This window comes from Pseudovibrio sp. JE062 (assembly GCF_000156235.1).
GTDB lineage: Bacteria > Pseudomonadota > Alphaproteobacteria > Rhizobiales > Stappiaceae > Pseudovibrio.
Genome location: NZ_DS996806.1, coordinates 508,387 through 524,170, shown reverse-complemented (window position 1 = coordinate 524,170; position 15,784 = coordinate 508,387). Strand labels below are relative to the sequence as shown.

The window sequence follows — 15,784 nt, the reverse complement described above, 5'->3', positions numbered from 1 at the left end:
TTTTCTCAAAGAAAAGCAAAACAAATGCGCTGCGTACTTACGCCACAGGAATATCAGAGCGATCTGTTCACAGGGTTCATCGGGCAAACCATCACTTGGCCACATTGCCTCTCTTATCTGCAGGCAACAGTTTTCAGTGATTTGCAATCGGACCTTCCATGGCAAAAACCATTTCACGTCCGCTCCTTTGGGCCGTGGGCACAGCCTTTTTCGTGATGCTAGCAGTTTTCGCCACTTATCTGCTGCTGCCTTACGACCTGCCCGGCTCTGCAAACCTGACAAAAGTAAAAGAGGAACGCCTGCCCGCCCTGCGCGCAGATCTCACATTCAAAGGAATGGAGCTGGGAAGTCCGGTCTTCCTCCGGGTCTTTAAAGAAGAAAGCCGACTGGAGGCCTGGATCAGATCCGGAGAGACTTATCACCCCTACAAGTCCTGGGAGATCTGCAAGTACTCCGGCGATCTGGGACCAAAACTGAAAGAAGGCGACGGCCAGTCACCGGAAGGCTTCTACAACGTCTCAGCCAGACAGCTAAACCCGAACAGCCAATACCACCTGTCTTTCAACCTCGGTTTCCCAAATACATTCGATCAGTCAATGGGCCGAACAGGTTCTTACCTCATGGTCCACGGCAACTGCCTCTCCATCGGCTGCTATGCCATGACCAATCAGCATATCGAGGAAATTTACCTGCTTGTCGAAGCTGCACTACAAAGCGGACAAGGCACTGTCCCGGTTCACATATTCCCCTTCGAGATGACCGAGGAAAACCTCAGCAAACACAGCAGCTCCAAATGGCATCCGTTCTGGCGCAACCTGAAACAAGGCTACGACCTCTTCGAACAAAACCGCATACCACCAGCCGTCTCAGCACAAGAAGGCCAGTACCAGTTCACTATCTAAATTTCTGGGAAAAGAAAATTTGGTGCGGACGGCGGGACTCGAACCCGCAAGCCCAAGGGCGGCAGATTTTAAGTCTGCTGTGTATACCAATTCCACCACGACCGCTTGCAGGCACTTGAGTACACGAGCAAACCAGCATCGTGCAAGTGCCTGTTTTCCGTTATCCAAGAAGTTCCTGTGACTTACCCCGGATGACACGACCATCAAAATCGCCGTTCCCCCTGCGTTAAACAGGGAAAAACAGCGGCCTTCACAAAATGCGTGCGCAGTTAAGGATCTGACCTTCTTTTTTCTCTATCCCTTTTGGAAATACCCGATATAAGTGGGGAAACACGAGATTACTCCATAGATCGCCCCTAAAAAAATAGGAGAAGCTTCTACGGAGAAGCAGGGCTTGCGAGCTCGCATAAGCGCATTTTACAGTTCCTCATGATGTAATCTGCGCTGGTCCCTGCGCGAACGGAACAAGGAAAAAACGGGAAAATGATTGAGTATGTAGACGCTGCCAAAGCGCCCTTGAAAAACACTGGCCAGATTAAGATCTACAGCCAGGAAGATTTTGAAGGTATGCGCAAAGCAAGCCAGATGACCGCACAGTGCCTCGACGCACTCGTGCCTCTGGTGCAACCTGGCGTCACGACACAGGACATTGATGACTTCGTTTTCAAGTTCGGCAAGGAGCGCGGTGGCGTCCCTGCAACCCTGAACTATCGTGGCTACACCAAGTCCTGCTGCACCTCCATCAACCGTGTCATCTGTCACGGCATCCCTGATCCAAAGAAGAAGCTGAAAGAAGGCGACATCGTCAACATCGATGTCACTTACATCGTTGATGGCTGGCACGGTGACAGCTCCCGCATGTATCCGGTTGGCAAACTAAAGCCAGCCGCCAAGCGCCTGATTGAAGTGACCCACGAATCCCTGATGCGTGCACTGGACGCCGCCAAGCCGGGCAACACCACAGGCGACATCGGTCACGCCATTCAGGAATATGTGGAATCAGAGCGTTGCTCCGTTGTGCGTGATTTCTGCGGTCACGGCGTCGGCAAGCTGTTCCACGACATGCCAAACATCCTGCACTACGGCCAGAAGGGCACTGGTATCAAACTGATGCCGGGCATGATCTTCACCATTGAGCCAATGGTCAATCTGGGCCGCCCGGACGTACGTGTCCTCAAAGACGGCTGGACAGCAGAAACCAAAGACAAAACCTTGTCTGCTCAGTTTGAGCACTCCATCGGTATCACCTCAACAGGCTGCGATATCTTTACAACGTCACCAGCAGGCCTGTTCAACCCAATGGAACCGGAAACCGGAGCCGCTGCATAAAGCACCAAACAAGGAGGGGGAATGAAGCAAACCAGTTTCGGGTTTCATGAGGCAACTCCCTCTCCTCAGGAGCAGGCACCTACCGTGCCTGCACTCCCTAACCAGATCCCTTTGGATGAACCGGCACCACGACCGGTCAAGCCTGCCGCCCGGCAGAGCAAAACAAGCAAACCAGTAGCCAAACACTACCACGGCCACCGTGCACGCCTGCGCGAGCGTTTCGAGGAAAACGGCCTCAATGGCCTCCAGTCCTATGAAATACTGGAAATGCTGCTGTTCTCTTCCATCAAACAAGGCGACACCAAACCCCTCGCCAAATCCTTGTTGGCTCAGTTTGGCTCATTCGCTCAAGTCCTAGCTGCCCCCAAGCAGCGGTTAGAGGAAGTTCCCGGTTGCGGACCACGCACCGCAAGCTTCATCAAGGAAATACAGGCCGCCGCCATCCTCTATGCTAAAGCACAGGTTGTAGAGCGCGATCCCCTTTCCTCCTGGAGCAAGGTGCTGGAATACGTGCGAGCCGCCATGGCCCACAACGATAAAGAAGAGTTCCGCATTCTGTTTCTGGACAAAAAGAACCGTCTGATAGCCGATGAAGTCCAACAAACCGGAACAGTCGACCATACACCGGTGTATCCACGCGAAGTGACCAAACGCGCACTGGAATTATCTGCCTGCGCCATCATTCTGGTTCACAACCATCCATCTGGCGACCCGACGCCATCTCGGCAAGACATTGAGATGACAACAAAAATTGCCAGCACACTGGAACCTCTCGGTATTGTGCTACACGATCACATCATCATTGCTGGCTCAGGACATGTCAGCTTCAGGGGACTGCAACTCATCTGAGTTTCCCGCATCAACAGAACTCCATTCACATAAATTTCCCAAGTCATCGATAAAACGCACCTTCTGTACAGGCTCACTCAAGCAAACTTTCAGAACATAAGCATGGGCAAGTGCGTTTACGCATACAATCAAGAGTTTAAAAGGCAGCATGAGTAGAATGCCGATGGCGGGACAATTGAGTTCGAAAACCCCGATTTCTGCAGCAGTATTGGGAAGTGCTTTCGGCAACACGATCACACGTGGCAAGAAAGTCGGCGCCCGTATGATGGCTTTGCTGATCCTTTCTGTGGTCGCTGCTGCTCTGGCCGTTGGCTATGTGGCCTTCTATTGGTCAACCCAGCGCGCCCTCGATTTTGAAGTCGAGAAAGAAATCAGGCTGGTTCAGAGTAACCTCAAGGTGTTCCGCAACGGTCTGGCCAACGAGGCAGAACGTATCGCCATCTCCAACAAGGCCTACGCTTCTGTTCTGTCAGAAGAAAGCAACATCCTGCTGGATGAAGACCTGACACCAACCCCAAGCACGCGCGGAGACAGAGACATCTTCGTGATCCTCAACAAGGACATGAAACCGCTCTACACCTACCGCCGCGACCTGCCATGGCACAGCGAGGTCTTTGAGGACCAGCTGCGCGGCCAGATCAACGATACGCTGATGGAGCTGGAATCCAAGGCAAACACCAAGCAGCAGGAACTGCGCGTACCAGAACCTCTGCGCAGCCACGCTCCACTTTCCCTCAGCCTGCGTGATGTCGTTATGGTTGATGGCGCGATTGGTCTCGTCACCGTCGCAGCAATCACACCATCCACCGCCCCACCAAAAGGCATGCCGGCTGTCGCTGGTTACCTGCTGTGGGTCCGCTCGTTGGACATCCGCTCCATTCGCTCCTTTGAAGAATCCACCGGCCTTTCTGAAATGTTCATCACCACGAACAAGCCGAAAGCCGATTTCCAGCGCGTGTCTGTTCCTCTGCTCCGCCGCAGTGGTGAAACCATCGCCAACCTGAGTTGGAAGACAACCGCAGCCTCTGGCGCGATCTTCACCAACTCCTCTCCTTATTTTCTTGGAACCATCGCAGCGATCTTGCTGACAACCATCCTCATTCTGCTCCGCTATATCAAAATGACAGACCGGATCCTGCAGAATGAAGCCGATGCAACACACGCCGCCCTCCATGATGCCCTGTGTGGCCTGCCCAACAGAACGTGGTTTGAAGTCTTTGCAGCCGATGTCCTCAAACGCGATCGCCAGAAGCAACGCATCACCGGCATCGTGTTCCTGGATCTCGACCACTTCAAGCAGATCAACGATAGCCTTGGGCACTCCATCGGTGATGAAGTCATCAAGCTGGTTGCTGAACGTTTGAAAGCCTCCATCAATCCGGAAGACAGGGTTGCTCGTGTCAGTGGCGATGAGTTCCTACTGGTGCTGTCTCACCGCACCAAGATGGAAGAGATCATCGAGACCTGTATGTATATCGAGAAGATGCTCTCCGATGCATTCAAGGTCGAAAAGCACAAGATCCTCACCACCGCCAGCATGGGCGTGGCTATCGCTCCGGCACATGGTCATGACCTCACTGAGCTGCTGCGCCGCGCAGATATCGCGCTGTATCAGGCCAAAAAGCTGGGCCGCGGTCGTTACGTCCTCTTTGAAAAAGAGATGGAAGATACTCTCCAGATCTCCCGTGAGATTGAAGAGGACATCAAGCGCGCGCTCAACGCCAACGAATTCCAGAACTACTACCAACCGATCATGGATCAGTCTGGGACCAACATTCTGGCCGCTGAAGCACTCATCCGCTGGAACCACCCGAAAAAAGGTCTCCTACCACCAGCAGCCTTCCTGCCGGTTGCAGAAGAGTCCATGCTCATCAACCGCATTGGTGAATGGGTGCTGGAGAACGCCATCAAGGACGGTGCGACCCTTGATGAAGTTACCATGTGCGTGAACGTCTCCCCAACCCAACTGCGCCATCCGGAGTTCCCGGAGCTGGTCAGCAAGCTGCTTGAGAAGTACCAGCTGGAAGCAAACCGTCTGGAACTTGAAGTTACCGAAGACGTCCTCATCAACTACTCTGAGACAGTGGTTGAAGTGATCGAACGCCTGCGCAATCTGGGCGTAAAGATCGCACTGGATGATTTCGGCACCGGCTTCTCTTCCCTCAGCTACCTGCGCCGCGATCTGTTCGACAAGATCAAGATCGACCGCTCCTTCATCAATGGTGCGGTTACCGACGCCAAAGCCAGAGAAATTCTAGCCAGCGCAATCACACTGGGTCTACGCCTCGGCATGCAGGTTTGTGTTGAGGGCGTTGAGGAAGAAGAGCAGAAAGAACTGCTGCTCACCATGGATTGCCCAATGATGCAGGGCTACCTGTTCTCCCGCCCAATCCCGCTCGGCAAGTTCCGTCTGTGGCGTGATGATATGGACGAGGAGCTGGAGCAAAAGCCACGCAAAATCAGAGTGGGCGCAGCAGAATAACCTGCGCCCATCCAAGCCAGTCGGCTATTCAGATAAGGCTTTAAGAAAAACTCTTCCAGAACGCAGCGAACGTCTCACTGGTTTCCTGCTTGAAAGCAAACGGCCTCTTCACCGCCTCCTCCCAACGCACACCAGACGCCTGCAGCACAGCAACCCCATGCTGGCCGAACTGCACTTTCAGCTGATCAATCAACCAGGCCTTCACCTGCTCACCGCGCTGCTGCACTAACTCACCGCGTTCGCTCAAAGCAACCACGTGCTGATCGCAAGCTTCAACTAGATCATTCAGACCCGTACTATCCAATGCGCTGAGCATCAGAACAGGGACCTTCCAGTCCCCTCGCCGCGCACTCAGGCTCATAGCACCTTCCACGTCCGCACGCGCTCGGCTGGCCACATCACCCATATCCGCTTTGGTCACGCAGATAATGTCCGGCAACTCCATGATACCGGCTTTCATGAACTGAAGACTGTCACCCGATCCCGGCTGAATACAGAGAACGCAGCTGTCAGCCACCAGAGCCACATCCGCCTCTGACTGGCCAATACCAACACTCTCAACAATCACCCGGTCCATCACGGCACGCATCAGGATCACAGCTGCAATAGCATGCTCAGAAAGCCCACCAAGCCGGTCCCGCGCAGCCATAGAGCGTACGAAGATCTTCTGGTCTTCCGGATCTGTCGAAAGACGAGTTCGATCACCCAGCAGCGATCCGCCCGTCACCTGAGAGGAAGGGTCTACCGCAATCACCCCAACGCTTTTGTCTGCGCCGCGGTACTCGGAAATCATTGCATTGGTAAGGGTGGATTTCCCAACGCCGGGTGGACCGGTGAGCGCAACCACATGCGCCATTGGGTTCTGCAGCGCTTCATCCAAAAGAGAGATCAACTGAGGATGGCCCTCATAGCTCTCAATCGCGCTGAGCAAACGTGCAAGAGCTGGCTTACCGCCAGCTCTCAACTCTTCAAGAGAGGTAGGAGCCGACTTAGGCCAGCTCCTAACCTTTTTGGTTGGACCACTCACCCCTTGTTCCGATGAGCCAGCACTGCCTGAGCAGCTGCAAGACGTGCAACAGGAACACGGAATGGAGAACAGGACACGTAGTTCAGGCCAACAGTTTCACAGAAGGCGATAGAGGCCGGATCACCACCATGCTCACCGCAGATACCAAGCTTGATATCAGCCTTGGTCTTACGACCATTCGTGGCTGCAAGCTTCACCAGCTGGCCAACACCATCAATGTCCAGAGACACAAACGGATCCTTTTCCATCACCTTGCGATCCTGATACTTGCCCAGGAAGGACGCTGCATCATCGCGGGAGATACCAAAGGTGGTCTGTGTCAGGTCATTAGTGCCGAAGGAGAAGAACTCCGCAGACGCTGCAATATCTTCAGAAAGAAGTGCAGCGCGTGGCAGCTCAATCATGGTGCCAACGGAATACTCAGGTTTCTCGCCCAGTTCCTTGGCCACAACCTCAGCAGTGCCATCAATGGAAGCGCGGACAATATCCAGCTCGCTCTTCAGACCAACCAGCGGCACCATAATTTCAGGTGTCACCTTACGGCCATGACGCTTGGAAACATCCAGAGCAGCTTCAAAGATCGCACGTGCCTGCATCTCTGCAATTTCCGGATAGGAAATCAGCAGACGGCAGCCACGGTTGCCGAGCATTGGGTTGAACTCTTCCAGCTCTTCCGCACGCTCTCGCAGCTCTTCCGGATCAATATCCATCTGCTTGGCAACTTCAGCAATGTCCTCATCCGTTTTAGGAAGGAACTCGTGAAGTGGCGGATCAAGCAAACGAATGGTCACCGGACGGTCAACCATCAGCTCAAAGATGTCGATGAAGTCCTGACGCTGAATCGGCAGCAATTTCGCCAGTGCAGCTTTACGCTCCTGAACGGTGTCAGACAGGATCATCTCGCGCACGGCAAGAATACGTTCCCCTTCAAAGAACATATGCTCGGTACGGCAAAGACCAATCCCCTCAGCGCCAAAAGAAAGCGCAACCTTCACATCAGCAGGGGTTTCCGCATTGGTGCGAATGTTCATGCGGCGAATATCATCCGCCCATTCCATCAGCTTTTTGAAGTCACCGGAAAGTTCCGGCTCCTGCATCTGAACCTTGCCTGCCAGCACCTGACCGTTACCACCATCAATGGTGATCACATCGCCCTTGCCAAAGCTGCGGCCATCAACGCTCATGATTTCATTGCGTGCATCAACGCGGATAGAACCGGCACCTGCCACACATGGCTTACCCATGCCGCGCGCCACAACAGCCGCGTGACTGGTCATACCGCCACGGGTGGTCAGAATACCTTCCGCAGCATGCATGCCGTGGATGTCTTCCGGGCTGGTTTCTGTACGAACCAGAATAACGGAACGGCCATTGGCCTTTTCTGTCTCTGCATCATCAGAGTTGAACACGATCGCACCGCAAGCTGCACCCGGAGAAGCTGGCAAACCAACGGTCAGCTCATCACGCTCACTGTTCGGGTCAATGGTTGGGTGCAGCAGCTGATCCAGAGAAGAAGGCGCAATGCGTTCAACCGCTTCTTCCTTGGTGATCAGACCGTCTTTGGCCATATCAACCGCAATCTTCAGCGCGGCTTTCAGCGTGCGCTTACCATTACGGGTCTGAAGCATCCAAAGCTTGCCGTGTTCAACGGTGAACTCCAGATCCTGCATGTCGCGGTAGTGGTTCTCCAGCTTGTCACAGACAGCTTTGAACTCTGCAAACACCTCAGGCATGGTCGCTTCAAGAGATGGCTTTTCAGAATGCGCTTCAATGCGGGCTTTCTCGGTGATGTCCTGCGGCGTACGAATACCCGCCACAACATCTTCACCCTGCGCATTAATGAGGAACTCGCCGTAAAGCGCGTTTTCACCGGTAGACGGGTTACGGGTAAAGGCAACACCGGTGGCAGAGTTCTCACCTGTGTTACCAAACACCATCGCCTGAACGTTCACTGCAGTGCCCCAGTCCTCTGGGATTTCGTGCAGGGCGCGGTAAGTCTTTGCCCGTGGGATCATCCAGCTCTTGAACACAGCGCCAACGGCACCCCAGAGCTGTTCCTCAGGATCTTCAGGGAATGGACGACCAAGCTCTTCTTCAACCTTGTCCTTGTAGGCGGCTACGATCTCTTTCCAGTCATCACCGGTCAGATCCGTATCAAGGGAGTAGTCATGCTCGTCCTTGAAGTCTTCCAGAATTTCCTCGAAGTAGTCATGGTCAACATCCAGCACCACATCGGAATACATCTGGATGAAACGACGATAGCTGTCATAAGCAAACCGATCGTCATTTGCATCTTTGGCCAGCGCCTCAACAGTCCGGTCATTCAGACCAAGGTTGAGAACTGTGTCCATCATGCCCGGCATGGAAACGCGGGCACCGGAACGAACGGACAACAGCAACGGCTTCGTCGTACTGTTAAACTCACGCCCTGTCAGTTCTTCAACGGCGGCAATCGCAGCATGGACCTGCTCTTTGAGCTCGGACGGATACTGCTGGCCTTCCTCATAATAGTGCGTGCAAACTTGCGTTGTAATGGTAAATCCGGGAGGGACAGGCAATCCTAGTCTGCTCATCTCTGCAAGGTTGGCGCCCTTGCCTCCAAGCAGCTCCTTCATAGAAGCATCGCCCTCGGTTTTGTTTTCTCCAAAGATGTAGACCCACTTGGTCATAACACCCCCCTTTATTGAGTGAGACATCAACCAATCTCACTTGGAATTGCACCACTGCCTACTATCTGCAATGAACAGGCTCATTATAGCAAGAGACTCAGACCTCGACCTTAGTGTTATTGCGTAAATACTTCTGAATTCTTGAGAAATATCAATATACTTACTTATCCGCAGATACTTGAAAAAATATAGGTTCAATTGAAAGAATGATCGGATACACTCTTTAGAACGCGGTGAGTAATCCGGCTGCTATAAAAACGCCATTCTTCGCTACTAACAGATTGATGTAATATTGAGTCGCAATCGGCTCTCAATGAGAGACATATATGACCCTGACAAGCTCTTTTGCGCTGTTCCGCTCCAATTCTGCTTCTGCTCAGAACAATGGCCGTATGACCTATCATTCTGTTATTAAAAACAGATTTTTCAAAAAGGCCCTTATGGCCTCAGCGCTGACGCTTGTCATATTAGGTACTCCACTGGTGCCAGCTGAAGAAGCAAAAGCAAACTCCCAATCCTTGCCGGCTGCAAGCTCTCTGTCAGGAAGTTACCTGTCAGGCAGAAGCGCCCTTCTCGCACAGGATCTGGCAGCAGCCTCCAACTATTTCACAGCCGCTCTGCAGCGTGATCCGGAGAATTTTTACATTCTGGACCGCGCATTTGTCACATCCCTGGCAAACGGCAATGTTGAGAAAGCATTTCCGCTGGCAAACCAGATTCTGGAAGAAGACAACGAGCATTTTCTTGCGCAGCTGGCCATTGCCGCGCAGCGTATCCACGAAGGTGACTACACCACCCCGCTGCCAGACGCTGTCACTCAGAATGTAAATCCACTCTCTCGTCTCACCTTTGCCCTCGTCTCCGCATGGGAAAAGGCCGGTCAGGGCAAAACGAATGAGGCTATTGAAGACCTGACAAGCACGACAGGCGCAAAGTGGTTTGACCTCTTCATCAACTTCAATGCTGGCCTGCTGGCGGAATACAACAACGATCCGCACAAAGCCGCTGAGTTCTACAAAGCTGCTTATGAGATTGACCGCGGCGCCCTGCGCAACGCCATCTCCTACACCCGCATGCTCGCCGCATCCGGCAGACAGCAGGAAGCGCTGGACATCGTTGCTGAATATGAGCAGCTTATTCCAGAGCACCCACTTCTCGTCTCCTTGAGAGAACAGATTGAAAGCGGTGAGGTGATTGAATCTGTTGCCAAAACACCAGCTGATGGACTGGCTGAAGCTCTGCACGGCCTTGGCATCGCAGTCAGCAAGGAAGGCGAAGAGCTTTCCGCAAACTACCTGCAGCTCGCCATCTACCTCAATCCAGGCAACGACTCCGCACTGATTGGTCTGGCCTCTCTGTTTGAGCAGCTCGGCGACAATGAACGCGCCATCGCGTATCTCTCTGAGGTTTCTGAAAGCTCCCCGATGAAACGGGAAGCCGAAATCCAGATTGCCCTGCATTACAACATTCTGGACAATCTGGAAGAAGCCCGCGCCCATCTGGAAAAGCTGGTTGAATCCGATCCAACCGATCTGGAAGCCATCACCTCTCTGGGCAATGTTCTGCGTGGTCACTCCCTCTTTGAGGAGGCTGAGACCTCTTACGATCAGGGCCTGAGCACCCTCAACGAAATTCAATCCAACCACTGGACCTTGCTCTACTTCCGCGGCATCACCCGCGAACGTCAGAACAAATGGGATGCAGCGGAGGAAGATTTCCGCGAAGCGCTGACCCTGAAGCCAGAACAGCCAATGATCCTGAACTACCTCGGGTACTCACTGGTAGATCGTGGTCTGAAGCTGGATGAAGCGCAGAAGATGATTGAACGCGCAGTCCGCCTGCGTCCAACCGACGGCTACATCGTCGACAGCCTTGGCTGGGTCTACTACCGCCTTGGCCGCTATGAAGAAGCCGTCGAAAAGCTGGAACGCGCCGTGGCCCTGCGCCCGCATGATCCGATCATCAACGATCACCTGGGCGATGCCTACTGGCAGGTCGGCCGCAAACTGGAAGCCCGCTACAAGTGGAACCATGCCCGCGATCTTGAGCCAGAACCAAAAGATCTGGAACGCATTCTGGACAAGATCGAGAACGGCATGGAAGAAGCTGTTCCGGTCGTCGCCAGCTCTGCAGACAGTAAGTAATTCATAAAGCGATCATATTGCTATGACTTTGGAAGACACAAAGGCAGCACGGGTTGAGGAGTTAGCCCGTGCCAAGGTGAACCTTGCCCTCCACATCACCGGTCAGCGCGAAGACGGCTATCACCTGCTCGACAGTCTGGTCGTCTTTCCAAAGGTGGGCGACCGCATCGCCGTGGAAGCTGCCCCGGACTTGTCACTGCAGATCACCGGTGATTTTGCAGAAAAGATACAGGGCGATCCTTCCGACAATCTGGTCTACAAAGCAGCACAGATGCTGGCAGAGCACGTTCCAAACGCATCCGGCACCCGCATTGAACTGGAAAAATCCCTTCCCGTCGCAGCAGGCATTGGCGGAGGCTCAGCCGATGCAGCCGCAACCCTGCGCGCCCTCGCTAAACTCTGGGGCACCTCTCCGGCACCGGCAGATCTAGCCAGACTCTCTCTCAGCCTGGGCGCTGATGTACCTATGTGTCTGGAAGAAAAACCTGCCCGCATCCGCGGCATTGGCGAAATCATTGAACCAGTTGCTGACTTTCCATCAGGAGCCATCGTGCTGGTCAATCCGATGATCGAGATTTCCACCCCGACCATCTTCCGTGCGCTTGAAAAGAAAGACAACGCACCCCTGCCAGAAATGCCGGAAGAGTTTGAGAGCATGAAGGCCCTCGCCAACTGGCTCAAATCCTGCCGCAACGATCTGCAAAAGCCAGCGATTTCACAGGCTGCCGAAATCTCAGAGGTGCTCGACCTTCTGGCCTCTCAGCCAGACACCCTCCTCGCCCGCATGTCCGGCTCCGGCGCCACTTGCTTCGCCCTTTGCGAAACCCTGGAGGACGCCCAGTCCATCGCCACACACTTGCAGGACCTCCACAGCGACTGGTGGATCAGAGCGGCAGAGGTGTAGGTTGCCCCGGCAACCATCTAACCAACGCACATCCACGCATTGCCATCGGTGTCTACTTTGAAAAGCCGTTGATGCAGCCAAGCGCTTCCGGGATGGGGGCTCACCTCCCATCTTTTACTCCAAAGCAAACTCGCCTATCTCTTCACTGATTCATTCGATAATTTATGAGTAGAACATATGTGACCTTGGCCTGGTCTACCTCGCAGTTCACATGCAATCCGCAATTGTCCTCAGGTAACCTCCACAATGATCGCTGACTTTCAAGCAGATAAAACCCAGGCAAACCCTGTCTTTTCCACGCGTTAAGGTGGCATTATCAAGACTAATTATGGCTCAATAAGTTTATCTGATTTTGTTTTTCTCCCCTCCGAAATCATCCTTCTGGAATAACAAGACGCGGAGAGAAAATGACTGATAAGCCCCAATTGACCACCGCCTTTGGTTCCCCCGTTCCAGACAATCAGAACATTCAAACTGCCGGGCCTCGTGGCCCTGCTCTGCTGCAGGATGTTTGGTTCCTCGAAAAAATGGCCCACTTTGATCGTGAGGTTATCCCTGAGCGCAGAATGCATGCCAAAGGGTCAGGAGCTTATGGAACGTTCACAACAACCCATGACATCACGAAGTTCACCCGAGCGAAGATCTTCTCAGAAGTTGGCAAGAAGTCCGACTTGTTCATGCGGTTCTCAACTGTCGCTGGCGAACGTGGCGCAGCGGACGCAGAGCGTGACATTCGCGGCTTCGCTATCAAGTTTTACACTGAGCAAGGCAACTGGGATCTGGTGGGCAACAACACGCCAGTCTTCTTTCTCCGCGATCCACTCAAATTTCCGGATCTGAACCATGCTGTGAAGCGTGATCCGCGCACCAACATGCGCAGCGCGGATAACAACTGGGACTTCTGGACGAACTTGCCGGAAGCTCTGCATCAGGTGACGATCGTCATGTCAGATCGCGGTATTCCCGCAACTTACCGCCATATGCATGGTTTTGGCAGCCACACTTACAGTTTCATCAATGCAGACAACGAACGGTATTGGGTTAAATTCCACTTTGAAACCCAACAAGGTATCAAAAACCTGACAGATGAAGAGGCCGCTCAGATCGTTGCCCATGACCGTGAAAGTCACCAGCGAGATCTTTATGACAGCATCGAGAATGGTGATTTTCCGAAATGGAAACTCTCTGTCCAAATCATGCCAGAAAAAGAGGCCGGCAATTATCACATCAACCCGTTTGATCTCACAAAGGTATGGCCTAAGTCAGATTATCCGTTGATCGAAGTTGGTGTGCTTGAGCTGAACCGGAACCCAGAGAACTACTATGCTGAGGTTGAGCAAGCTTCATTTGCCCCTTCAACGGTCGTACCTGGCATCAGCTTCTCTCCTGATAAAATGCTTCAGGGCCGCCTGTTCTCTTATGGTGATGCTGCGCGGTATCGTCTTGGGGTTAATCACTCACAAATCCCGGTGAATGCACCGCGCTGCCCATTCCATTCCTACCACCGTGATGGAGCCATGCGGGTTGATGGCAACAACGGGTCACGTATTGGATATGAACCAAACATGTTTGGGGAGTGGCAACAGCAACCAGATTTCTCTGAACCACCACTTTCCATTGAGGGAGCTGCTGGTCATTGGGATCATAGAGAGGATGAAGATTATTACTCTCAGCCCGGTGCACTTTTCCGCTCAATGAATACTGAGCAGAAAGAAGCTCTGTTTGCAAACACAGCCCGTTCAATCGGCCCTGCACGCATCGAAATCCAGCACCGCCATGTCCGCAACTGTTACCGGGCTGACCCTGCTTATGGAACCGGTGTTGCAGAAGCACTCAACATCAACATTGCAGATGTGAGCGACATCTAAGTTGCATTGATAGCCACAGATCAGGGGCGCGGCAGAAGCCGACAACCCATCAGAAAAAGCCCCTGATCTAACAATTGCCGAACTATATCCTAAGGAAAAAATTCAATGGATCGCAAAGGTGAAGACACGCATATAAATCGACGTGCACTTTTAACAGCCGGCTCTACAATGGCTGTCGCCACAGGAGCATCTGTCGTTGCAAGCAATGCCTGGAGCGCAAGCAACGAAGGGGATGACCTGAGCACCAAAGTCCTCCAGATCATATCAGAACTGGAAGCAGAAGACGGTTCCGAGCTCGCGGCTATTACCTGGTCGAAACAACATATCGCCAACAGATTGCGGGCAACACTCGATTTGCCGATTGAGCAAGAAGACTACAACAAAAACTACCGAGACTATTACGCCTACAAGCTACAATCGGCGTGATTTAGTTTTTTTTCAATGCACTGCTGCATCGTTAATTGAAGCAGGCAGCAGTGCCAACTTCTCATGAACTCAGAAAAGAAGCTTTCCTCCTCACTCAACAAAAAAGCGCCGGGCATTTCTGCCGCGGCGCTTTTTAAGTTCTTAAAACTTCTCTCTGCTTAGCTCACGCGAGCAATGCAGAAGTCTACCGCTTCTTTGAGGGCCTGTTTGGCTGGGCCGTCCGGGAAGACAGAGAGAGCATCAATGGCTGATGCGCCGTAGTCGCGGGCGCGTTGAACGGTGTCAGCAAGAGCACCAGTGTCATTCAGCAGCTTGATCGCGTGGTCCAGATCGCCGTCTTTGATATCGCCGTCTTCCAGACAGCGCTTCCAGAATGCCTTGTCCTCATCGCTGCCACGCTCCATGGCGTAGATCACAGGAAGAGTGATCTTACCTTCGTGGAAGTCGTCGCCAACGTCCTTACCAAGATCAACGGTTGCTCCGCCATAATCCAGCGCGTCATCAACCAGCTGGAAGGCATAGCCAAGCTCAAGGCCGAACTTGCGCGCAGCTGCACGCATCTCGTCGCCTTTGTCCGCAATCTCAGGGCTCACTTCACAAGCCGCTGCAAACAGCGCAGCAGTCTTTGCTTCGATCACCCGCAGGTACATGTCGTAGGTCGTGGTCGTATCCTGAGCTGCACCCAGCTGCAGAACTTCACCTTCAGCAATGATCGCAGAGGCTTCAGAGAGGATGCGCAGCGCTTCCAGAGAGCGCACATCAACCATCATCTTGAAAGCCTGCCCCAGCAGATAGTCACCAACCAGCACGCTGGCCTGGTTGCCCCACAGCTTGCGGGCTGCCAGTTTGCCACGGCGCATATCGCTTTCATCCACCACATCATCATGCAGTAGAGTTGCAGTGTGCATAAACTCAACAGATGCAGCGAGAATGACATGCCCCTCGCCCTCGTAACCAAACATCTGGGCAAATGCCAGTGTCAGCATAGGACGCAAACGCTTCCCACCTGAATCGATCAGATGACGCGCAATTTCCGGGATCAGCTCAACATTAGAACCGGCTTTGGAGAGGATCAGCTCGTTCACCTTCTCCATGTCACCAGAAACGAGCTCGACTAGCCCTTGAATTCCAGCTGGTTTGGCTGTCTGTGATTGAAGACCAACAACGCCCACGGGATACCTCTA

At 53.2% G+C, this 15,784-nt stretch carries 11 protein-coding genes and 1 tRNA gene; 8 read left to right on the top strand and 4 right to left on the bottom strand.

Translation table 11 applies throughout. The features are described 5' to 3' along the window. The first annotated feature begins 158 nt into the window (after nt 1–158). Nucleotides 159–902 carry a murein L,D-transpeptidase family protein gene (locus PJE062_RS06735; protein ID WP_008547630.1) on the top strand — a complete coding sequence of 248 codons (744 nt, stop codon included), beginning with the start codon at nt 159–161 and terminating at the stop codon, nt 900–902. A 20-nt stretch (nt 903–922) separates the two neighbouring features. Here PJE062_RS06735 and PJE062_RS06730 read toward each other — a convergent pair. Continuing rightward, nucleotides 923–1,007 (bottom strand) — tRNA-Leu (locus tag PJE062_RS06730). Nucleotides 1,008–1,385: 378 nt separating this feature from the next. Here PJE062_RS06730 and map point away from each other — a divergent pair. From map to PJE062_RS06715, 3 genes are all read left to right on the top strand, one after another. Continuing rightward, nucleotides 1,386–2,231 (top strand): type I methionyl aminopeptidase, encoded by an 846-nt coding sequence (gene map, locus PJE062_RS06725; RefSeq protein WP_008547800.1) that lies wholly within the window; start codon nt 1,386–1,388, stop codon nt 2,229–2,231. Between the two features lie 21 nt (nt 2,232–2,252). Further along, nucleotides 2,253–3,080 (top strand): DNA repair protein RadC, encoded by an 828-nt coding sequence (gene radC / locus PJE062_RS06720; RefSeq protein WP_008548040.1) that lies wholly within the window; start codon nt 2,253–2,255, stop codon nt 3,078–3,080. A 175-nt stretch (nt 3,081–3,255) separates the two neighbouring features. Then, the gene (locus PJE062_RS06715; RefSeq protein WP_208608825.1) at nt 3,256–5,562 is read left to right on the top strand and encodes a bifunctional diguanylate cyclase/phosphodiesterase; all 2,307 of its coding nucleotides are present in this window, start codon (nt 3,256–3,258) and stop codon (nt 5,560–5,562) included. 40 nt (nt 5,563–5,602) lie between these two features. On the opposite strand, the gene PJE062_RS06710 is transcribed toward PJE062_RS06715, so the two are convergent. Both PJE062_RS06710 and ppdK read right to left on the bottom strand, forming a co-directional pair. Next, nucleotides 5,603–6,526, bottom strand: a complete 924-nt coding sequence (locus PJE062_RS06710) for an ArgK/MeaB family GTPase (protein WP_008547927.1) — start codon at nt 6,524–6,526, stop codon at nt 5,603–5,605. A 59-nt stretch (nt 6,527–6,585) separates the two neighbouring features. After that, the gene (ppdK, locus tag PJE062_RS06705; RefSeq protein ID WP_008548092.1) at nt 6,586–9,258 is read right to left on the bottom strand and encodes a pyruvate, phosphate dikinase; all 2,673 of its coding nucleotides are present in this window, start codon (nt 9,256–9,258) and stop codon (nt 6,586–6,588) included. A 326-nt stretch (nt 9,259–9,584) separates the two neighbouring features. On the opposite strand from ppdK, the gene PJE062_RS06700 reads away from it, so the two are divergent. The 4 genes from PJE062_RS06700 to PJE062_RS06685 all read left to right on the top strand — a co-directional run bounded on the left by PJE062_RS06700 (nt 9,585) and on the right by PJE062_RS06685 (nt 14,600). Further along, nucleotides 9,585–11,402, top strand: coding sequence for a tetratricopeptide repeat protein (locus PJE062_RS06700; protein ID WP_008547471.1), 1,818 nt, complete (start codon nt 9,585–9,587; stop codon nt 11,400–11,402). Nucleotides 11,403–11,424: 22 nt separating this feature from the next. Next, entirely contained in the window at nt 11,425–12,306 is an 882-nt protein-coding gene (locus tag PJE062_RS06695; RefSeq protein ID WP_008548047.1) for a 4-(cytidine 5'-diphospho)-2-C-methyl-D-erythritol kinase, read from the top strand. A 407-nt stretch (nt 12,307–12,713) separates the two neighbouring features. Beyond that, nucleotides 12,714–14,174 (top strand): catalase, encoded by a 1,461-nt coding sequence (locus PJE062_RS06690; protein WP_008547962.1) that lies wholly within the window; start codon nt 12,714–12,716, stop codon nt 14,172–14,174. A gap of 105 nt (nt 14,175–14,279) precedes the next feature. Next, the gene (locus PJE062_RS06685; protein WP_208982195.1) at nt 14,280–14,600 is read left to right on the top strand and encodes a hypothetical protein; all 321 of its coding nucleotides are present in this window, start codon (nt 14,280–14,282) and stop codon (nt 14,598–14,600) included. Between the two features lie 158 nt (nt 14,601–14,758). Here the strand turns inward: PJE062_RS06685 and PJE062_RS06680 are convergent, their stop codons facing one another. Beyond that, nucleotides 14,759–15,772: a polyprenyl synthetase family protein gene (locus PJE062_RS06680; RefSeq protein ID WP_008547395.1), complete on the bottom strand. Its 1,014-nt coding sequence runs from the start codon at nt 15,770–15,772 to the stop codon at nt 14,759–14,761. Between the last annotated feature and the right edge of the window lie 12 nt (nt 15,773–15,784).

Bases quoted from the DNA above. Each gene is read 5' to 3' on its own strand.
- PJE062_RS06735 (WP_008547630.1), top strand. From the start codon at position 159: ATGGCAAAAACCATTTCACGTCCGCTCCTTTGGGCCGTGGGCACAGCC.
- map (WP_008547800.1), top strand. From the start codon at position 1,386: ATGATTGAGTATGTAGACGCTGCCAAAGCGCCCTTGAAAAACACTGGC.
- radC (WP_008548040.1), top strand. From the start codon at position 2,253: ATGAAGCAAACCAGTTTCGGGTTTCATGAGGCAACTCCCTCTCCTCAG.
- ppdK (WP_008548092.1), bottom strand. From the start codon at position 9,258: ATGACCAAGTGGGTCTACATCTTTGGAGAAAACAAAACCGAGGGCGAT.
- PJE062_RS06700 (WP_008547471.1), top strand. From the start codon at position 9,585: ATGACCCTGACAAGCTCTTTTGCGCTGTTCCGCTCCAATTCTGCTTCT.
- PJE062_RS06695 (WP_008548047.1), top strand. From the start codon at position 11,425: ATGACTTTGGAAGACACAAAGGCAGCACGGGTTGAGGAGTTAGCCCGT.
- PJE062_RS06690 (WP_008547962.1), top strand. From the start codon at position 12,714: ATGACTGATAAGCCCCAATTGACCACCGCCTTTGGTTCCCCCGTTCCA.
- PJE062_RS06685 (WP_208982195.1), top strand. From the start codon at position 14,280: ATGGATCGCAAAGGTGAAGACACGCATATAAATCGACGTGCACTTTTA.